This is a genomic window from Paraburkholderia sejongensis, from assembly GCF_020880815.1.
GTDB classification, from domain to species: domain Bacteria; phylum Pseudomonadota; class Gammaproteobacteria; order Burkholderiales; family Burkholderiaceae; genus Paraburkholderia; species Paraburkholderia sejongensis.
In genome coordinates, this window is sequence record NZ_JAJITD010000026.1 from 23,062 (window position 1) to 41,526 (window position 18,465).

An 18,465-nucleotide genomic window follows, 5' to 3' on the forward strand; every position below is an offset into this window, starting at 1 on the left:
ATGTTCAGTTCGTTGGTTGCTCTGCTGCCTGAAGTGACGCAGATGCGAATCGCACGCTGGCGCTTCCAGGGCGTGCGCGAGACGTTCTACAAGGAAACGCGCCTCGACATCGAGAAGAAAGGGCTGCGTGACGTGGAAACGCTGCGCGAGCGGCTCGAGACATACGAGAGCCGCAATCGCAAGCGCGGTCGTATTGAATGGAAAGTGTTTGCGAAGGTTCGCGAGCGTCTGGTCAAGGGCGATTCGTTTTCGGCTGCGATCAAGCCGTTCATTCCGGGCGACGAATACACGCTTTTCGATATTGCTGACGAGTCCACGCAGAAAGACGCGGTCGTCCGCGGATTCGAGCTTGCCGAAATGGCCGCTTTCGCCAAGCGCACACTGTCATCGCAGACGGCGATGCAGGTGGCCTATCCGACCTTTCTGCTCGTCTATCTGTACGGCTTCTGCATGATGTTCGGCGGGATGATCTATCCGCAGGTGGTCGAGATCCGGCCGCTCGAGCAGTGGCCGGACGCGGGCAGGCTGCTGTACCACATCGACACGTCCGCGTACGAATACTGGTGGGTGTCGGCGTCGCTGATCCTGGGAGCGATCGCTGCGTATTTCTATAGCCTCAAACGCTGGGTCGGACGTGTCCGAGCCCGGTTCGATAACTTCCCGCTCATGTGGCGCAACCGCCGTGACATGCGCGCAGCGTTGCTGATCGTTTCGCTCGCGGGTCTTTTCGACTCGAACCTCACGCTGCGGGCGGCCATCAATCGTGTGGCGCATACCGCAGATCCGTGGCTGCGCTGGCACCTGATGACAATGAGCAGGCGTCTGACGCAGCGCCCCGATCAGCCCATGCGCGCCCTTGACACGGGCATCTTCTCGGAAATGATCGTCGACACGATCACCGATGCGGCGGGCCGCGACCAGTTCGAAGCGGCGATCAAGTCGCTCGGTCGCGAATCGCTGGCGCGCGTCGTGGAAGCCGTCAAACGCAACGCAAGGCTGACCCATTACGTGCTGCTCGCTTTCGCCGTTGCGCTTTTTCTGACGATCGGCGTCGGCTCGTACGTCGTGACAGGTGCCGTGAACATGACGGGCGGAATCCCTGTCGCCGGCGCCCAGTAGTCTCGTTCAACGCATCTTTCATCTAGTTGCCCTCGAGAGGGCATGACCTTCGGGAGAACCACATGCAACAACAAAAAATCTCGTCCGTTCGCCGTTTGAATCTGCTCCGGATGGCACGGCGCAAGAAGCAGTCCGGTGAGCTTTCGCTGATCGAGGCCGGCGCATACATGGCTGGCGCCGCGCTGCTGGCGATCGCGGTGATCAAAGGCAGTGCGTACGTCTACACGCTCATCAAGTCGCAGCAATTCACGAGCGAAGCGCAGATGTTCCATACGGGCATTCTCAACGCAACGCAAAATGACGCGGACTTCTCTTCCGAGACGTTGACTACGCTCGCGAAAAACCGCGCGTTCGATTCCGCTGGGTCCCGGCTCGCGAGCGACAACTCGTCGCTCAAGGGCATCTTCAATCAGCCCGTGTTGGTGAGCGTGGGCACGCTGAGCACCGCCAACGACTCGTTGATTCTCAGCTACCAGGTCCCCGCCGCGGTGTGCGCCATGAGCATCGCCGCATTGACCAACACGTTCTCGCAGGTCGGCGCGAATAGCACGACGCTCGCTGGTCCGACGACGACCTTCAACAGTAGCACCGCCGGTACTGCGTGTGCGTCGGCGGGCGCTTACGCGACACTCCAGCTATACACCTCGCGCACCTAACGGGACGGGCGCAACATGGGTAGCCTGCTTGAAATGATGTTTGTGCTGCTGGGATCGGCGATCCTGACGGTGCAGGGCATCAAGCTCGATATTGAGCATAAGCGCGCGACGATGCTGGCGCTGGAAGGGCAGAACGAGGCCACGCTCGTGACGGCTTTCCAGGGGTGGATCACGGACAACTTCGCCGCGATCCTGACGCAATACACCGCGTCGGGAAACAATCCGACGATCACCCCTCCGACGATCGCGCAACTGGCGACGGCGGGCAACCTCAAACAGGCGCATAAGAACGGTCCTTATTGGGGCGGCTCGTACGCGACCACAATGACGATGGTGCCGTCCGGTTGCACGCAAAGCGCCGGGAACTGTCACGTCGCCTTCACGATGTACCCAACCGCGCAGCTGCTCAAGGGCGGTCAGGCGGACGTTGCAGGCGCGGCCCAAATAGCGCAGGCGGCTTCCAGGCTCGCCGGCACAAGCCAGTTCGGCTATTCGAACGCGCAGAATCCCGCGCAGATCGTTGGCATCAACGGATCGTTCACGGCGACTAACCCGTTGGGATCAAAAGCCGCGTCGATCATGGGGACCAACGGTCCGGCCACAGACGGCAATTCTGTCTATATCCGGCGCGATGGGAGCCTGACCTGGACCGGCGACCAGGACGTCAACAATGTCAGCCTCAAGAACGTCAACGACATCAAGACGCAGACCCTCGAAGCGAGCGGAGCGGTGACCGCCGAGAGCGTGGCGGCGACCGGCGCGGTGACGGCTGCAACCATGACCGCCACGGGGGCCATAAAAGGCAACTCCGTCACCTCGACGTCGACGCTACAGGCCGGAAATATCGCAGTGCCACGCGCTTCCTGTTCACCGTACACGAACGGTGCGACGGCGAGCGCATACGATGGCTCGGGGCTGCAATTCACGTGTCAGAACGGGCTCTGGCTGCCGACCGGCGGGAATCTGCTGCGGATGGGTTACTCCCCAGTTTATGACGGCTGGAACCTCGCAAAGCCGGCCTGTCCCGCAGGCGGAACAGCCATTATTGAGCTGACACCTCAGTACTGGTACGTCAACGAGTCTGCCACCGTGAACTACAACGCCACCGACTACGGGAATTACTGGTACATCAGAATCACGGACGGGTCAGGCGCCGGTATTTTCGCAATGGCGAGTGCCGGCACCTACTGCTCTTACTAGCGAATAGCTATGAAACAGAATCACACAACGCTACTTCTTGGCACGGTCCTGTGCTCGGTGCTGGTCGCACAGATTGCGACCGCCGGCCCAGTCGTATGCTCACCGGGGTACTGGGATGCGACTTGCAACGGGAGACTCAACACGGGCTACCAGACTCCGCCTACCTGTTCGACTCAGGCAGGATGGACAACAGGCGCGGCTGCCACGTGGCAGGGGTCTCATTTCTCTTCGCCGCAGTGTAATTATCAGGTGCCTCCGCGCTGCCCTGACGGATATAACCAGGCTGGCCCGGATTGGGATGGATCGAAGTGGGTCAATCTGACTTGCATCCCTCAGACTCCGCCGCAGAAAGATCCAAACCAAATGTGCACCGCCAGTGTATCGGCGGGCAACATCTTGCTCGACGACGTGAACGGCAACATCATTCCCGCAAGCGGGTTTTCGGTTCCTGCTGGCACCAGCTGGGTTCAAGGAAATGGAGGACTGGTCCCTGCCACTGCTGTATTTGGCCACTCTGGCGACACGGTGTACCACACGTATGCAACCGGACCACTGGTTAATTACAGCTGCGGACCGAGCAACGTATACATGATGAATTGTTTGGTCAATTCGTCCGGGCAGGTGGATGTAGTCGGAGCTGTCGGGGTCGGTCCGAGCGGACAGACCCCCTGTGTATTGCATTAGAGTGGCTAACAAAACCATGTCATCCGAAATCGTGGGGTATACGTTTGAAGGCGGATGACAAGAAGCCGAATTAGTGAATCATTGTGGGAAACGCTCGAATCGTTGCTGCCGCAACGACGCTCCTCGCCAAAAGGCGGGCGGCCACGCGTTGATGACCGTGCTGCATTGAATGGCATTCTGTTCGTGCTGTTCACAGGCATCCCATGGGAAGACCTTCCGCAAGAGTTGGGCTTCGGCAGCGGGATGACCTGCTGGCGTCGCTTGCGCGAATGGCAGGACAGCGGTGTATGGGTTCGGTTGCATGCGATGATGTTGTCACGCCTTCGCGGATACGACGCGATTGATTGGGGCCGCGTGAGCATCGACAGCGCGAGCGTGGCCAGCCCCCGGGGGGCCAACAGACAGGCCCAAATCCAACTGACCGGGGCAAACTCGGCAGCAAGCGACACATCGCGGTAGACCGTCAGGGCATTCCTCTGGCAGTGGTCGTGACAGGTGCTAACCGGCACGACTCGAAGGAACTGGAAGTCGTACTAGACGCCATTCCGCCGGTTGCAGGCAAACGTGGCCGACCACGTATGCGTCCAGACAAGGTTCATGCCGACAAGGGCTACGATTACCCGCGATGCAGGAAGGCGATAGCGGAGCGAGGAATCATGGCCCGTATTGCCCGACGCGGCGTTGAGAGTAGCGAAAGGCTCGGTCGTCATCGCTGGGTCGTCGAGCGTACCCACGCGTGGCTCGCCGGCTTCGGCAAGCTGCGTATCCGGTTCGAGCGAAGTATCGAGACTCATACAGCATTGCTAATGCTGGCTTGTTCCATCATTTGTTCCCGGCATCTTGAGCGCTACTTCCGATGACTTGTTACGGTGTGTACGTGGGACCATCCCAGCCATCGAGGTACTTCGGCAAATCATCCGACACGTCAACTACACGTTGCCGATAGAACAGGTGCATCGTTGGAGCCAAGGCCGCGTCAAGCTTCCCGTCGGTTGCGCGGGCGACCAAAGCATTTGGGACCACACGCATTTCCAGTCGATTGGTACCGAACACAACCTCTCCGCAAACGTCACAGAATGTCTTCGTCAGTTGTTTTTCGGGATGTTTGAATGTTCGTCCCACGCCACCTCCAATCCGGACTGAATCAGCCTCCCAAGCCGTTGCGGCAAATATGGAAGTGCCGTAAAAGCCCCTGCATGACGAACAGTGGCAGTTCGCACGCGCGGTTGGTCTTCCATGCAGTTCGACAGAGACCTTACCGCATAGGCACGTAAGACGAAGTGACATAGTTATCTCAGTAACGGAATGACAAGCACTTATTGTACTGCGCTATCGTTAAGCGACCGTCGTTCGTGAATTCGAGAGGTGGTTTTGTTAGCGACTCTTAGGATCCATCGTCCTGTTCCTCGGAAAGAACAGCCCCACGATCACAGGTAGAAAAAAAGCGCCCGAGTGGGCGCTTTTCATTGTCTGCTTGGAGGTGTCACCCGACAACGTTTCCGGTTGTGAATGCGAAGGTCCGCGAGAAGGCCGTACCGTTACGTGTGCCGGTGAGCGATACGGTATAGGTGGTATTCGCATTCAAAGGGGCGACCGGGTAGGCAACAGCCTCGAACGCCGGCAATTCGTGGTTCGTATCGGTCGACGAATTCAAGAGTTGCAGATTGATTACGTTACCCGACGAGTCGGTGTAGGTGCCCGACGTCAGAACGATGGTATCGGCCGCGTTACCTACTACGGATACTGGAGCCCCGTACGCACCCGACGTATTCGGTGGCGTTGGGGTTTCGCCAATCGTCTTATACGCGACGCCAGTGGTCCCCTGGCACGGGAACGTCAGTGGCAAATTGCCAGCCAGCGGCTGCATGTTCGCAATCGAATTCGACGCTTGGATTTCAGGGAACCCGTTGACCGTCGTTTCATTCCAGCCCAGGCCGATTTCCGTAACCGGCCAGGAGGCGATAGCGATGTGGTAGACGCCGCCCATCCATGCATAGGCAATCGCTTGTCCGTACGCCGCTTCGGTCAGCGTGGCGTTCGTGTAATACCCTGCGCTTTCACCTCCGATATAGACCTGCGATCCGGGAAATCCGACGTGCGTGGCGCGATCAGCATACGTGGCGCCGGTAAATCCAGGATTGCTGGCTACCTCGGTATCTGTGATCGTGCCTCCGTTCTGGCCCATGTACGCAGCGTGTGCCTGAGCGGCCTGATCCAGTTGCGTGTTCTCAACGAGAGCCGGCAACCCGCACTGCTGACGCTGCTGGTTGATCGTATTGAATACTGCGAGCTGCGCGCTGTTAGCGGCGTACTGCGGCGTCGAGGTGTTAGCGCTAGTCGGTGTCGACGCGGCCGGGGCGCTCGACGGCGTCGCGGCGCTCGCGGGGGTCGCGGCGCCGGCGGAGTTGGTGTCCCCGCCACCACCGCCGCCTCCACCGCAGGCGGCGACGAGGATACTGGCTGCAACCGCAGCCGAAGTCAGTGCGAAAGTGCTTTTGATGGTCATGTTTTGTGGCCCTAGTCGTTAGTGCAGTCGCCCCCGCGATCTGCATACTTTCATCTTATCGAGCGCAATCCAAAGTCAAGGCAGCGGCGGCCGAAACCTTCGAGTGTGCGAATTCTTACCGCAACTTTTGCGTGCGAACGCATTGTAAAGAGCGGTAGGCAGTTGCGCCGAGAATGCCGTTGCGTAGCTGCAACCGTTTGCCATGGTCGCCCCGAGCGGTTTCTTCGTCGGTTTATGCGGATTGCGATAAAAAGCGCGGCGAGTACCGTGCCGGCGATAGCGGGTTGCTGTTTGCCGACCGTCGTGAGCAGCAATGATCCTCCCCACGCCATGATGAGGAAGAACACCAGATGCTTGAATGCCTTGCTGTCCAGCACGCGCAATAACCGGCCGCCAGATCGTCGCTCGCACCGCTTCGCATACTGTTCGTTGGCTACTTCGAGGTCGAACGTCTCGGGCTTCGCCTGACGCTCCGCTCTGTAATGCCGCTCGTAGTGCTGGAAGCGAGCATCGCCGCGGCCTCGGAGCCAGGCCGCGACGCTGTCGCCGAAGAGATAGGCGAAGTCCTGCATGTCAGTGCATCACGTCTGCGCAGAACTCGACGGCGCCGATGACACCCGGGATGCATTGGCCGTCGGCTTCGGCGTGGAATTCGCCGGTTTCAATGTCGCGCCAACCGAACTGGATGCGGCCATCGTGCGAAAAGACCACCAATCCCATCTGAACCGCGAAATCGTGATGCATGGCGCGACCTCCCTTAATGTGATTGCTTCCGCTTGCTGACCTGGCTCTTTGGCGAGAGAAGGTAGTTGCATCCGGGGCAGCTAAAGTCTTTCGCCAGTTCGATCTTTCCCTCGCCGTTGGAAAGGACATAGTCGGTGCCGCAACCGCGACAGGCCGCCATCGTGAGGCGAGAGTCGAGCGCCATCGCCCGCGTCAGGTGGTTTCCACGATCAGCGGTAATCACCAGGCTCTTGCCGAACGTCTTGGCCATGATGTCGTTCGCTGCAATCAGCGCTTCGGGAATATTCCCGCCGTTGTCCAGCGCGCTACGGTACAGCCACACGTATGTCGTCGCCTGAAGCCGATGAACCGATTGTTCGACATACCAGGTGAGCGACGTGGGGTTGCATCCGCAGGGAGAGCTAACGCCGTGGATGTGCTTATATGTGGCGCGAGCCTTGCCCGGATTAAGGTTGAAAAGGTTTGTTGCAGTCGACGCGCGGCAGCCTTGCGCCATCATCATTCGTGCGAAAACCTCCTTGTCACTGCGTTCAAGCCGCAGATCCGTCCAGGCGTTCTGATAAGGCAGCGATGCAGTGCGCACCGGCGAGGTGCTCATCAGATAGTGGGCGACGGTCTCTTCCGTAAGCCAACCAGCGCTGAATTCCATCCAGAAATTCGAGTCGTGAAAGCGCCACCGGAACAAAGGGAATTTGATCGCGCCGATCGCGTTATCGAGCCGCGCCATTGGCAGCGCCTTGAGATACGTGGCGAGTTCCTTCGAGATGCCAAGCAGGGGGATCGCCGCGACGTTCATGTGCAATACGTCCTTAAGCAACTGGACGTAAGCCTGATTGTAGTGATAGATGTCGCGGCTAGTGATCTGATCCACTCGCGGCATTTCGCTGGTCAGCCGCGCGACTTTATGCGAGTCCATAGCGCCGTCGACGAAGGTCTCCCAGTCGCGTGGATCTTCAAGAACTGGCGCCAGCGCGACGAACGGGAGATTCATCAGCGTAGCCTTCGCGGCGGAATGCTGCCGGAAGGTGTCCATGTTCGCGTGGGAGACACCAAAGATGCCTTCGAGCTCGGAGTGCCCCGCGAGCGCGAGGAACATGAAGTCGGTAAGCGAAAAGTTAGTGCGTTGGATTTTTTCGGCCAACCACGGGGTGAGCAAGACGTTGCGTGCTTCGGTGCTGAGTGCTTTTTCAGTAGACATTTTTTTCTGCTTTTTCTTTCATTGATCCGGCGTCTGGTCTAAGGCGCCTCTCTCTCGCGTCGCGGGCTATTGCCGTTGCAACGCAGCCTCAATTTCGGCGACGTACTTGCGCAATTGCGCAGCCAGGGCTTCGAGCGCCGGGTGATACAGCGTAGGATCCGCGGATGCCAGCACCGCCAGTTGAAAAGAACTCATCTTGCCGCTGACGTCTTCCCAGGCGGTGGTCAGTGTCTCAAGAGAAGTCTGCACCGCCTTACCGGCATTTAGTTCGGCCTGCTGGCGACTTATCTCCGCCTCGATCTCCGCTTTTTGGCTGAGAAGATCGTGCGTTTTTCCTTTTACGTCCTCGAGCTCCTCGTACGCGGCCATCACTGCCTGTTTCGCAGTTGCGTAGCCTGCAGGCAGGACCTCGACAGGTACTTCGACCTTTTCTACCTTTGCCGGAGCATTGGCAATCGCGTTGACTTGCTCGGTAAGCTCAGCGACCTTCCTGTTCTTGGCAGCCAGTTCCTGCTCCATCGCCGGGTAGCCGGATGTGCGCTCGGTCAGGGCGGTGCGCAGGTTGGCGATGCTGCTCTCCTTTTCTGCAAGGTGACGCTCGTAAGTCGCAAGCTGCTCCCTGAGGTGTTGGCTCTCGCGCTCAGTGACCTCAAGTTGCGTCTTGTGATCCTCAAGTATTTCGTGGATGTTTTCGAGTTCGCGGGCGGCGTCTTCGACCTGCTCGTCCTTGAGCTGTAGCTCTCGCAGCAGCTTTTCGACGTCATCCCGTGTCATCTTCTTGCTGGGGTCCTTAAGCTCCTCTGCTTCCTTTTTCTTCAGCTTGATGATGTCGATCTGCTCGTCCGTAACGTCCTGGGCGGCTAGCAGATTAAGCTCCCCATAGCTGAAGATCCGGATCGCCTCAGCATCGTCCGCAAATCGTTGATGGCAGCGGATGTAGCCCCGAGCGCTGGGCTGTGTGATACCCAGCACCGTCTTGAAGAATGCAAAGCAGAGTTGTGCAGCCTTCCTGCGCGCGGCAAGAGTGTCACCGACCTTGCCGGTGTGATGAGTAATGGCCATGTTCACCATTTGCTGAAGGTTCCCGCCGAGGATGATCAGTTCCTGAACTATCTTCGCGCGTGACTCTGCAACCGACAGCATATGCTCGACGAGCTTGGCGATGAAATCGCTGCTTTCGGACCCCGTGCCAAAGATCTCCCGTGCGGCGGCCGCGATCCTGTCGCGCGTCACCGCGTTGGGGTCTTGCACACTAAAGACAAACTCGGTCATCGGGTCGAACGAAACCAAATCCGCGGCGGATGCCGCGTCATTGTCTTGGTATGTGGTTTTCGAAATCAACCCCGGAACTGGAGCCCGGCCAGAAAGCCGGAGGTCAGTTCTGGACGTCTTGCCATTTTGCATTCTTCTCTCCAGAAGTTAGTTATTAGAACGGCCACCCTCGTAGTCGCCGTGTGAAGGGCTTTTGCCCTCGTTTGAGGCGCGGTTTCGCGCCGTCATGCATTGCGCATATTGGTGATAGCGGGGAACTCGTCGTCGTTTTCCACACTAATGTGAAGACCTCACTGCGCGATTCGTAAGAGAGAGTAACGTGGCGAAACCGCCTTCAACCTGCGAAAGGCGGCGCTTTCATGCCGTCTTTCGAGGGGAAAGCCGGCCATACATGGCTTTCCGGCAAACGCTTAAGAATAGTTATCGGTATCATTACGGAAACATTTAGTCATATCTGTGAAACGTTTACTCTATTGCGGAAAGCGAAATGGTAAGTTTTGCCTCGTGAGCCGCGCCCGATGAGAGTCCATCGCAGCACCTGACGTATCGATCAGAAGCGCGATTCCTCCGGCTGCCTTCTGAACATCGACGGGTGGCATCCCGCCGTAGCTGTCGCGTCGCGCGCGCAGCCAGTGCGGTAGGTCGCTAAGAGCCAGAAGGTCGGAATGCAGTGCGGGGCTGAGATGTGCATCGTCAGAAACGAGCAGCCCTGCGCCGGCCACCGGCCACAGCGAGGGAAGGCGTCCGCGGAAAAACGCGACCTTTGTCCGGTTCTGTTTGAGCGGTGAACGTCGTTCCTGTGCGTTGCCGTCACGATCTGTCCTCGTCAGGAAGCCGGGGACCGAGGCAGGACCGACGTAGCCCGACCAGTTCTTGGTCTCGAACACGAAGATCCCAAATGGAGTAACGGCGAGGTGATCAATCTCGGCGGTGGGGAAGTCCGCGCCAGGCGCGTGCTCGATAATGATCGGGCCGTTGAAAAGATGGTAATCAGCGCCGCAGAGAGCGGTCAGGCTGTCGCGCAACGCGGCGTGGGCTTTCGCTTCCCCTGCTTTTCCGAGCGTCGCGCTGCGGTCCGTGGATTTTGGGCGGAACAGATTGCCGAACGACGGGCGTTTTTTTCGAGTGACGAGTTGCCACGCGGTGACTCCCAGCAGAATCTCAAGAAACATTGCTGCCCCATGTGTTGATGATGAGATCAGCTTGACACGGCTATTCCAAAGTCAAGGAAGCGAAAGACGCCGAATTCATGTTGCAAAGGCGAAAGGACACCTCTTTTCTGAAGCTTTTCCGCCGCCGGCCTGAGTGGCGATGCGTAAAGTCACTCCTATCCCCGCGTCCTGGACGCATCGACTCGAGTGTGTTGGCCCTTGATGTAGCTGCGGCCGCGCTCTATCCCCGTGTTGCTTCCGCCGATAGTTGCTTTTGTCACGTCTTGACCGAGTCGTGAGGAAAGCGTCTCTCCGCGCGCCCGATTTCCCTGCTCACACGAGCATCGAAACGGTCCAGTGCCTTCCAGCCTGGACATCCCCTAGTGCGTTAATTTTTCTGGAGAGAAAAATGCCGAAGCAGTTCCTGATGAAGGCGACCCGTTCGCCCATGTCGTTTCTCGCAGTGTGCTTTGCGCTTTGGCTCGCGGCACATTCGTTTTTCGCCGCACTCTTTGTCGGCTTCCTCGCTATCCCGTGGATCAGAACAGCTATCCGCGACGCGTTGAAAGACGAAAGGGAGACGAGCGATACAACACCGGCATCGTCCACGACTGCCAAGCCTCAGGCCGAAGCGGTCGCGACGGCGGCTGTAACTCCTATCAAACGACAGTACGCCAAGTCGCCTGTCGTTGTTCCGCTTAAAACAGGCACCGACGAATAGTCGGCTCGCCACTATCGCAAAGATGCCCTCAAGGGCGTCTTTGCAACTTCACCCCAACGGGAACCAACCCGTTGCGGGCATGGGTTCCCGTTCACCGGAGTTAACCCATGGCAACCGAAATCACGGCATGGCAACTGGATATGTTCGGCGGGGAATCGCCGATCCTTGCCCCCCCACCTGTCAAGCCTGATCCGCTTCCCGATCCGCAGTTCTGGAGCGAGGCGGTGCGAGACAAGATGGTCGACGCACTCGTCGGCCTCGCCACTGACAGTCGTCGCGGCGATAACATGCCTGAGTCGCTGATGGACTGCTGCACGCTCTTTAGCGACAGGCTTCGGAACCGCAAAAAGCTCGAACTCGACGACTACCGGGCAACCCTCGGCTGGGTGATGGAATTCTGGGACGGCGCTGTGCCGTACCGGTACGTCTGCCTTATCAACGGCGTCGACCCCGAGATCCTGCAGGACGTGATCGTCAGTAACCCGCTGCTGAAGCGCGACATGGAAGATGTTCGTCGCTGCTGCTTCGGCTCGTTGCTGTAGGAGAGCCGGAGATGACAGCAACGATATTCGGCAAAGTCCTGAGCGGACTCTTCGGGGTGGGCGATCCTGTATCAGCGTCGGCAGAACCCGCGCCGGTAGTGGTAGGCCAGGGCGGCCGCAACGAGCGTCAGGTCATGATCGCAGGCGAGGCGCGGCTCTTTCGCGACGAGGGCGATGTGGTCGTTCAGTTTCGGCCGGCCTTCGATTACCAGTTGCGCGACACGCCTGTCGGCATGAAGCTCGTGCCGTCACTCGAACCTCACTGGGCCGTCGTTGACGAACATCCCGGCCCGCTGAGGGACGCGATCGCTGCGGCGATCAAGGCAGCGGCGTCGCCGGTCGCCCGGGAGCGTGAGGCCGCAGAGGCAGAGCGTCCTCGTGCACCCGTGCAGGTCAAGCCAGCGACCGCACCGGTCGTGACCGAGAATGCGGCGCCAGCGTTGGCATCGTCCGCGAAAGTGCCGGGAGCACATCGCACGGAGCGTTCGCATTACGGCGTGGTAACGGCGTGGGGTGAGCGCGTGTTCCCCGATGGAAAGCGTCCCGGCAAGACCTATGAGTCCTTCTGCCTGACGCTGGAGAACCGTGGCCAGACCCGCCTGTTGCAGGGCGAAGGCCTGCGTGACGCAATCGCCGAGACCCATTGCCGCATTGGTGATCGGGTCGAGGTCCGGCGGCTCGGAAAAACGAAGGTGCCGGCAGTCAATTCGCGCGGGGAGCCCATTCTTGATGCAACAGGCGCTCAGGTCCTGTGGGACAAGTGGCTGTGGTCCATCAAAAAGAAGTCGTAATGGACATTCAGCGCATCTGATCCCGAAAGTCCTCACCTTCGTTCCTGTATTGGCTCACCTTTTCGCTGCTTTGACCATCCCTCATGGGGTGGGCGGGCGCGAAGGGTGAGTTCTTCTTCCTCGCATCTTTCAGTAACTCAACCCGGCAGCGCCGTCCTTGCTGCGAAAAGCCGTTCCGCGTGACGTGCGCGTAACGGACGGCTTCTCTGAGCAACGGTTTCACCGCCTGTAAAGGCATCGACCTCAACCACACCACTACTGGAGTGACATATGAATGTTAAGGACCTGAAGCTGTCCCCGGAACAGTGGGTAGCGTTGCTCCAGAAGTACGGAGTGCCCGCAACCTCATTGACCGGGAAAGGCGCGCCTTGTCCCATCTGCGGCGGCAACGACCGCTTCACTTATGACAACAAGCGCGGCCGCGGAGACTGGGTGTGCCGCAAATGCAATGAAGGAAGCATGAAGGCCGGCGACGGGTTCGAGCTTATCTGCAAAGCAGCGGGGATCACCTTTCGGGAGCTGATGCTCGAGCTCGCCGGCGGCATACCGCTGCCGGCGAGCGACACACCGCGATTTTCACGTACAGCGCCGTCGCCCGGCCGAAAGGCCGATCCGGCATGGGCCCGAAAGCGGCTCGAGTCGATGTGGAACAGCGCCGTTGTGCACGGGCGCGACGATCTCATGTCCAGGTATCTGCGTGCGCGTGTGCCTGGTCTTGACCTGTTGCCGTCGCCGGCGCTGCGTCTGGCCATGCTCGAGTACCGGCACGAAAAGAAGGTCATTGGAGAGTGGCCGGGCATTCTGGCCAGATTCACGTTGCCCGATGGACGCCTCGGCACACTTCACCGGACGTTCCTCGATCGGTCGAAGCCCGCGAAGGCGACGATCATCACTAACGATGGCGAAGTTCTGCCTTCAAAGATGAACGACGTGACGCTGAACAAACTCAACGGCGGCGCAGTCCGGCTGATGGAGCCGGTCAACGGCGAGATCGGCGTGGGCGAAGGGCTGGAATCGGTGCTCGGCGCGCACATGCTTTTCGGTGTGCCCGTCTGGTACTGCCTTAACCGCGTGCTGCTTTCGGATTTCGTTGTACCTGATGGCCTTGGGATTCGCGTCGTGCACATCTTCGCGGATTTTGATGCGGTTGATCCGAAAACGCGAAAGTCGCCTGGGATGGCTGATGCGTTGGTGCTTGCCAGGCGTCTCCGCGCTGACGGCTATACAGCGATCGTTCACCGCCCAAAAGTCCGCGGCACCGACTTCGCGGACGAATGGGTGGCGACATGTAGCAAGCCTCGCAGTCCTGCCGTCCCGGTCCGGCTCGGCAGGACGCGCGAGGCACTGCATATCTGAGTAGTGGCGGCTTTGGCCGCTAAGTAGTTGTTCTTAACCGCCCGGTGGGGATTCGTCCCCGCCGGGGCCGCAATCCGTCTGGGCCTTCCCTCATGGAGAGAAGCATGTTCAAGATGATTGTTGGCCGGTTCGAGATTGTTGCTACGTCCGGCATCAAAAACGGTTCGGCGCGAGTCGGCAAATCGGAAGCGCAGGCTTACGATGTGCTCGACCGGCGTCAGGCAGTAAATGCGAAGCCTGAAAAGGTCGGCCTGGAACTGGATGACGCGTGGAGCTATTGCGTTCGCCATCAGGGACGAGCTCGCGGTATCGCGTTGTTGCATTGACTCAAACTCATAAAGACAAACCCGGCCGATGGCCGTAATGCCGTTCAGTTAAGGTCTCTTTTGAGGACTCGAACGGTATAACGAAATGGTCTGGATTTGACGGCCCGAACGCAAGAGCGTCCGGGCCGTTTTTCGTTGGGAAGTTGCTTGAGCCGTTCGCGCAGTCGCTTGAGCAGTGCGGGCAGTTTGCCGTAGGAGCGCGTCACGGCCGCCCATGTCATTTCGTACTGGATGGTGTGGAACGCGCGGGTGAAGCTCAGTTCATCTGGCGCGTGCCCGGCGTCGATCGCCGCTTTGGCCATCTCCAGACGGATCAGGTTATAGGCGATCAGGGCGCCCCAGAATTCCTGATAGACGCCTTCCACGGTCTGGCTGCGAAGGGTCAGCTCCATGCCCAGCATCGACTGCTTGAACTCGTGGTAGCTGGTCTCGATCTGCCAGCGACGCTCGTAGCACGACACGATGTCGGCAGCCTTGAACCGCCTTCGATCAGTCAGGGAGGTCTGCAGCGTGCGTTGCCGCCCACCTGCATCCACGGCGAGCTCGGCGCGCGCCTGCCAGGATTCGGGCAAATCCGGGCACTTCGTGCGCGCCTGCGGTGAGACGCGCATACGCACGATCTGGTCACCGTCGCGCCCGCTCACGACCTCGCACCGCATATTGGATTTGGCCGGGATGATGTAATGCCGGTTCTCGCCGCCCGAGACCAGATTGCACAGGAGCTGGGCCGACATGAACCCCCTGTCCAATACGGTGATGGAATTGGCCGGCACACGGGCAATGAGCTCGCGCGCCGACATCATTTCGTTGATGTCGTAAGGGCCGAACACTGCATCGCGTACCAGGTGCGTGGCAAGGGCGGTGAGCGTAACCGCGCGCAGTTGGGGATAGCTGCCAATGCGGCCATGAGCGGCGGCAGAGGCGCCGAAATGTCTGCGGTTGGCGGCACTGTCGGCGGTGCGCAGCGTGGTGCCATCCATCGCGAACAGCGAGAATCCCTTGAAGAGGTACCGCTCCTGATCCTGCGCAACCCAGTTTCTGGCTGATTCGTGAAACAGCCACGCCAGGGGCGCCGCGCCGACGCGCTGCCGCGCCTGGGTGATAGCGCTCCTGCTGACAAACGACGCATCAGCCACAGGTAAGGCAAGGTCCAGTTCATCGACCACCTCGCTGATCGACCGGTGCCGGTACAGCGCGAGCGCGATCACCAGCCAGACGACCTGTTGCGCGGGAAGTCGACGCCGACGTACGCTGGCGCTGCCACTATCCTGCACGGCAGACTCGATCCATTCGTATGGCAGATGCTGGCCCAGCCGGTCCCATTCGAGCGGCGGCTGTGAGTCGACAAGGAGGCGCAGATCATCAACCAGCATGGCGATGCAAGTTAACATCGCCATGCCCCGTTTACAACTACTTTGCGCGGGAAACAAAAATGCCGTTCAGTCGCTTAACTGAACGGCATTAGGCCGATGGCCGGGTTTTTTTTCGCCTGTATGAACCGCTCGTCGTTCTATCACCACCACCACGGCCGCGTCTTGATGCGCAGGACCGTCTGCAGAAGGTAGTACATCATGACAAGGAACGGGCGAAGGATCCCGATCGCCCAAAGAAAGGCGGTGCTGAGTGTGAAGAACAGCCAAACCGTGAAATCGCACGTCGGAAAGAGAAGGACGATAAACATCAATCCGAAAAGGCCGACGGCGGTAACCGCGCGCCGTGCGAGAGGATCGAGAGCCCAGAATCTCTCAAGCATGGTCGCGATCCTTTCGAAGCCACGACAGTACCGCGCCGCGCAGGTGATACGCCGATTCCCAGGCAGCAACGCCCGCAGCCACGAGGAGCCAGAAGCGTGCGGCACGAGTCCAGTCCGCGTTGGTGAGTACGTGCAAAAAATCCATTTTCCTACCTCATTGAAAAGACCCGTCACGCAGGCCGATGGACCTATCTTCGCAGCCACGGGAAGAAGTCAAGTGGGGATTTCCGCGCTCAGAAGAACGATGCGAATTCGTTGGCCAGCGCGTCGGTGTCGTGTGCATGATCAAAGCTGTCGACGGAAGTGACTTCGAGCGGTAACTCGTGGGGCCGCGACTGCACTTCGCGGAACGGAGCCGGTTGTGATTCCGACTGCCGCCCAGCAACAACGAGACCATCGGCGGAGGCGCGGGTGGCACGGCTGGATTCGCCGTTGACTGCGTCTCGCAGTCCAGCTTCCGCGATCGATCGCAGTAGCGCGGCCCGCTCGCGAGGCGAACGGGCCGCCGATAGTCTCGCGTAAAGGAGCGGTGTGGTCACCTCGTCGATGACCACCTTCATCTGGAGCTTGTCGCTCATGCTTTCGCAGGCTCGCGAGTGCGTTCACGTGCAAGCCCCGCCTCGCCGACGACGAGAAAGCCCTTGACGTTGGCAAGGCAGGGGGCGTCGATAATTTCCATCGTGACACGGGGGTACGCACGCCGGATCGCCGGTGCATAAAGCGCGGCACCGCCGCCCGACAGAATAATCGACCTCGCGTTGGTAAGCTGTCCGACGTTGTTCTGCATTTCCTTGACGACGCCAGTGATCAAAGGCTGCGATTTGTCGAGATACGGGTCGAGGTCGATCTCGTGGCCATTAAACCGGAAAGGCGTCCGCTCCCGCAGAGCCTTGTCGATGAGCTCCAGATCTTCGACCTCTTCGTCCTGGTCGCGGGCGAGCAGGCCTGCAATACGCTGGTAGATCTGCGAGGCGCCGCCAGGCATTCCGCCGCTTCGCCTGTCGTCCATGGTGAAGCCGTTTGCATAGACCCAGTCAGTCGTGAAATATCCGACGTCAACGACAAGATGCGCGCTATCGCGGCCGAACTCTTTCTGCCGGTTGCCCGACGCCGATACGAGCGACCCGAGCGGCTGAGGAATGACGACGACCTTGTCGACTGTCACGCGCCCAGCGCCGAAGTCCCATTTGCCAGTGAAGCGCTCCTTCAGCTTCTCGGAGAGCTTATGCATCGTGTGGACCGGCAGCCCGAGAACAAGCCTCTCTACGTGTGTCACTTCTGAGAAGTGAATCGCACCTGCAAGCAGCGCGGCGTAGTTATCCGAGAGAGCGAAATCGTTGGAAAGCGCGCGGCCCGTATTGCCATAGGCGGCGGTCAACGGCACGTCTGGCCCCACCTCATATTCGACTTCGTCGATGATCATCGTTGCGACGTTGCGGGAGGTAAGCACGGCCTCGCCGGAAGCGGAAAGAGCGCGAGTGGCCGCGAGCGGTGCAAGCGACGGGAACATGCCGGTGGCGATCGTGCCGCTTGCCGCGCGGTACGCGTATTTGGTGTTGCCATAGCCGACGTCGACGGCAAAGACGGAAGTTTTCAATGTGACTCCATTCGAAGGTTAGTTTGCGCTAATGGCAAAGTGACACTTATCTAACACTTAAGTGTCAGATAGCTGGGGCGAGAAGATTGCCGAAGCCGAAAGTGACACTTAACTGATACTTTTCTGTCAGTTCTGCCTGATTTCAGTCTATCCCGCGCTCTGCAAAGTCAAGGCAACTTAAGCCCGCTACATTTACGTAGCTTTCGCAGGGCTCGAAGCCCCGCGCACGGCTATTCTCTTCGTTACCCACCGCGCGATCAGCGCATCGACCTCCGAGTTTCACCATTGAAGGGATCGCTTTGCCTGGCGAAACCCCTTCCTGTCAACGGCCGCAATCTGACGCGGCCTTTTTCTGAATCAAATCAAGTGCACCCTGATCCACACTGAGGACCATGGACACGCGATATCCATTGGGTTTGCGGGCGGTTTTGCCCGGATTTGCGCGATGAGGCGTTGTGTACGGTTGACAGTGTTGACAGATTGACACTGCGGACGACGACTCAGACCCGCATGGACACACCCTTTCAGCACACGAAGCTGGGACCGTTGCATGAAGCCCGATACACAGCGGCAGATTGAACGGACTTGGGGGTGGGGGTATGTGGTCGCCGTGAAAGCGAGCACATCCCTGTACGGAAGACGAACGGCGGGCGCAGCCGGAGAAAGAAGAGCGCAAAAGGAATTGCCGGGCAGTTGGCCGCAGTCGTGCGAGTCGAGAGACAGGAGCACACGGGCACGCGAAGCGTGTCATAGGCCGGCACGGCAGCCAGAGCAGTCGGCGGAGTCGGGATCGCGGAGCGAAAGAGCTCTGCCCGACCTACGATACAGCGGGCCAGATCAACGACGATG

At 59.4% G+C, this 18,465-nt stretch carries 20 protein-coding genes; 9 read left to right on the forward strand and 11 right to left on the reverse strand.

Features of this window, described 5'->3' with window-relative positions; all coding sequences use genetic code 11:
* The 4 genes from LJ656_RS32295 to LJ656_RS32310 all read left to right on the forward strand — a co-directional run bounded on the left by LJ656_RS32295 (position 1) and on the right by LJ656_RS32310 (position 4,519).
* Positions 1-1,119, forward strand: coding sequence for a type II secretion system F family protein (locus LJ656_RS32295; RefSeq protein ID WP_230513514.1), 1,119 nt, complete (start codon positions 1-3; stop codon positions 1,117-1,119).
* A 62-nt stretch (positions 1,120-1,181) separates the two neighbouring features.
* Positions 1,182-1,775 carry a hypothetical protein gene (locus LJ656_RS32300; protein ID WP_230513515.1) on the forward strand — a complete coding sequence of 198 codons (594 nt, stop codon included), beginning with the start codon at positions 1,182-1,184 and terminating at the stop codon, positions 1,773-1,775.
* Positions 1,776-1,790: 15 nt separating this feature from the next.
* Positions 1,791-2,975 carry a hypothetical protein gene (locus tag LJ656_RS32305; RefSeq protein ID WP_230513516.1) on the forward strand — a complete coding sequence of 395 codons (1,185 nt, stop codon included), beginning with the start codon at positions 1,791-1,793 and terminating at the stop codon, positions 2,973-2,975.
* Positions 2,976-3,713: 738 nt separating this feature from the next.
* A protein-coding gene (locus LJ656_RS32310; RefSeq protein ID WP_230513517.1) for an IS5 family transposase occupies positions 3,714-4,519 on the forward strand; the annotation gives its coding sequence in 2 pieces (ribosomal slippage) (positions 3,714-4,044 and positions 4,044-4,519; 807 coding nt in all).
* A gap of 4 nt (positions 4,520-4,523) precedes the next feature.
* Here LJ656_RS32310 and LJ656_RS32315 read toward each other — a convergent pair.
* The 7 genes from LJ656_RS32315 to LJ656_RS32345 form a co-directional block, all read right to left on the reverse strand.
* A complete protein-coding gene (locus tag LJ656_RS32315) occupies positions 4,524-4,946 on the reverse strand; it encodes a GFA family protein (protein ID WP_268998859.1) in 423 nt (140 codons plus the stop codon).
* Between the two features lie 196 nt (positions 4,947-5,142).
* Entirely contained in the window at positions 5,143-6,165 is a 1,023-nt protein-coding gene (locus LJ656_RS32320) for a CAP domain-containing protein (protein WP_230513518.1), read from the reverse strand.
* A 50-nt stretch (positions 6,166-6,215) separates the two neighbouring features.
* Positions 6,216-6,737: a hypothetical protein gene (locus LJ656_RS32325; protein WP_230513519.1), complete on the reverse strand. Its 522-nt coding sequence runs from the start codon at positions 6,735-6,737 to the stop codon at positions 6,216-6,218.
* A 1-nt stretch (position 6,738) separates the two neighbouring features.
* Positions 6,739-6,909 (reverse strand): hypothetical protein, encoded by a 171-nt coding sequence (locus tag LJ656_RS32330; RefSeq protein ID WP_230513520.1) that lies wholly within the window; start codon positions 6,907-6,909, stop codon positions 6,739-6,741.
* 13 nt (positions 6,910-6,922) lie between these two features.
* Positions 6,923-8,107, reverse strand: coding sequence for a FlhC family transcriptional regulator (locus LJ656_RS32335; protein ID WP_230513521.1), 1,185 nt, complete (start codon positions 8,105-8,107; stop codon positions 6,923-6,925).
* Positions 8,108-8,173: 66 nt separating this feature from the next.
* The gene (locus tag LJ656_RS32340; protein WP_230513522.1) at positions 8,174-9,511 is read right to left on the reverse strand and encodes a hypothetical protein; all 1,338 of its coding nucleotides are present in this window, start codon (positions 9,509-9,511) and stop codon (positions 8,174-8,176) included.
* Between the two features lie 338 nt (positions 9,512-9,849).
* On the reverse strand, positions 9,850-10,551 hold the full coding sequence (locus LJ656_RS32345) for a nuclease-related domain-containing protein (protein WP_230513523.1): 702 nt from the start codon (positions 10,549-10,551) through the stop codon (positions 9,850-9,852).
* 388 nt (positions 10,552-10,939) lie between these two features.
* Here LJ656_RS32345 and LJ656_RS32350 point away from each other — a divergent pair, with 388 nt between their 5' ends.
* From LJ656_RS32350 to LJ656_RS32370, 5 genes are all read left to right on the forward strand, one after another.
* On the forward strand, positions 10,940-11,251 hold the full coding sequence (locus tag LJ656_RS32350; RefSeq protein WP_230513524.1) for a hypothetical protein: 312 nt from the start codon (positions 10,940-10,942) through the stop codon (positions 11,249-11,251).
* A gap of 107 nt (positions 11,252-11,358) precedes the next feature.
* Positions 11,359-11,793: a hypothetical protein gene (locus LJ656_RS32355; protein ID WP_230513525.1), complete on the forward strand. Its 435-nt coding sequence runs from the start codon at positions 11,359-11,361 to the stop codon at positions 11,791-11,793.
* Positions 11,794-11,804: 11 nt separating this feature from the next.
* Positions 11,805-12,584, forward strand: coding sequence for a hypothetical protein (locus LJ656_RS32360; RefSeq protein ID WP_230513526.1), 780 nt, complete (start codon positions 11,805-11,807; stop codon positions 12,582-12,584).
* A gap of 270 nt (positions 12,585-12,854) precedes the next feature.
* Positions 12,855-13,940 carry a primase-helicase zinc-binding domain-containing protein gene (locus LJ656_RS32365; RefSeq protein WP_230513527.1) on the forward strand — a complete coding sequence of 362 codons (1,086 nt, stop codon included), beginning with the start codon at positions 12,855-12,857 and terminating at the stop codon, positions 13,938-13,940.
* A 104-nt stretch (positions 13,941-14,044) separates the two neighbouring features.
* Complete coding sequence (locus LJ656_RS32370; protein WP_230513528.1) at positions 14,045-14,266, forward strand: hypothetical protein; 222 nt, start codon at positions 14,045-14,047, stop codon at positions 14,264-14,266.
* A 44-nt stretch (positions 14,267-14,310) separates the two neighbouring features.
* Here LJ656_RS32370 and LJ656_RS32375 read toward each other — a convergent pair whose 3' ends face one another.
* The 4 genes from LJ656_RS32375 to LJ656_RS32390 all read right to left on the reverse strand — a co-directional run bounded on the left by LJ656_RS32375 (position 14,311) and on the right by LJ656_RS32390 (position 17,616).
* Positions 14,311-15,639 carry an IS4 family transposase gene (locus tag LJ656_RS32375; RefSeq protein WP_425606058.1) on the reverse strand — a complete coding sequence of 443 codons (1,329 nt, stop codon included), beginning with the start codon at positions 15,637-15,639 and terminating at the stop codon, positions 14,311-14,313.
* Between the two features lie 140 nt (positions 15,640-15,779).
* Entirely contained in the window at positions 15,780-16,019 is a 240-nt protein-coding gene (locus LJ656_RS32380; RefSeq protein ID WP_230513529.1) for a hypothetical protein, read from the reverse strand.
* Positions 16,020-16,252: 233 nt separating this feature from the next.
* A complete protein-coding gene (locus LJ656_RS32385) occupies positions 16,253-16,597 on the reverse strand; it encodes a hypothetical protein (RefSeq protein WP_230513530.1) in 345 nt (114 codons plus the stop codon).
* A complete protein-coding gene (locus LJ656_RS32390; protein ID WP_230513531.1) occupies positions 16,594-17,616 on the reverse strand; it encodes a PRTRC system protein D in 1,023 nt (340 codons plus the stop codon). The genes LJ656_RS32385 and LJ656_RS32390 overlap by 4 nt, the downstream gene beginning before the upstream one ends.
* Between the last annotated feature and the right edge of the window lie 849 nt (positions 17,617-18,465).

Bases quoted from the DNA above. Each gene is read 5' to 3' on its own strand.
- LJ656_RS32295 (WP_230513514.1), top strand. From the start codon at position 1: ATGTTCAGTTCGTTGGTTGCTCTGCTGCCTGAAGTGACGCAGATGCGA.
- LJ656_RS32300 (WP_230513515.1), top strand. From the start codon at position 1,182: ATGCAACAACAAAAAATCTCGTCCGTTCGCCGTTTGAATCTGCTCCGG.
- LJ656_RS32305 (WP_230513516.1), top strand. From the start codon at position 1,791: ATGGGTAGCCTGCTTGAAATGATGTTTGTGCTGCTGGGATCGGCGATC.
- LJ656_RS32315 (WP_268998859.1), bottom strand. From the start codon at position 4,946: ATGTCACTTCGTCTTACGTGCCTATGCGGTAAGGTCTCTGTCGAACTG.
- LJ656_RS32320 (WP_230513518.1), bottom strand. From the start codon at position 6,165: ATGACCATCAAAAGCACTTTCGCACTGACTTCGGCTGCGGTTGCAGCC.
- LJ656_RS32325 (WP_230513519.1), bottom strand. From the start codon at position 6,737: ATGCAGGACTTCGCCTATCTCTTCGGCGACAGCGTCGCGGCCTGGCTC.
- LJ656_RS32330 (WP_230513520.1), bottom strand. From the start codon at position 6,909: ATGCATCACGATTTCGCGGTTCAGATGGGATTGGTGGTCTTTTCGCAC.
- LJ656_RS32335 (WP_230513521.1), bottom strand. From the start codon at position 8,107: ATGTCTACTGAAAAAGCACTCAGCACCGAAGCACGCAACGTCTTGCTC.
- LJ656_RS32340 (WP_230513522.1), bottom strand. From the start codon at position 9,511: ATGCAAAATGGCAAGACGTCCAGAACTGACCTCCGGCTTTCTGGCCGG.
- LJ656_RS32345 (WP_230513523.1), bottom strand. From the start codon at position 10,551: ATGTTTCTTGAGATTCTGCTGGGAGTCACCGCGTGGCAACTCGTCACT.
- LJ656_RS32350 (WP_230513524.1), top strand. From the start codon at position 10,940: ATGCCGAAGCAGTTCCTGATGAAGGCGACCCGTTCGCCCATGTCGTTT.
- LJ656_RS32355 (WP_230513525.1), top strand. From the start codon at position 11,359: ATGGCAACCGAAATCACGGCATGGCAACTGGATATGTTCGGCGGGGAA.
- LJ656_RS32360 (WP_230513526.1), top strand. From the start codon at position 11,805: ATGACAGCAACGATATTCGGCAAAGTCCTGAGCGGACTCTTCGGGGTG.
- LJ656_RS32365 (WP_230513527.1), top strand. From the start codon at position 12,855: ATGAATGTTAAGGACCTGAAGCTGTCCCCGGAACAGTGGGTAGCGTTG.
- LJ656_RS32370 (WP_230513528.1), top strand. From the start codon at position 14,045: ATGTTCAAGATGATTGTTGGCCGGTTCGAGATTGTTGCTACGTCCGGC.
- LJ656_RS32375 (WP_425606058.1), bottom strand. From the start codon at position 15,639: ATGCTGGTTGATGATCTGCGCCTCCTTGTCGACTCACAGCCGCCGCTC.
- LJ656_RS32380 (WP_230513529.1), bottom strand. From the start codon at position 16,019: ATGCTTGAGAGATTCTGGGCTCTCGATCCTCTCGCACGGCGCGCGGTT.
- LJ656_RS32385 (WP_230513530.1), bottom strand. From the start codon at position 16,597: ATGAGCGACAAGCTCCAGATGAAGGTGGTCATCGACGAGGTGACCACA.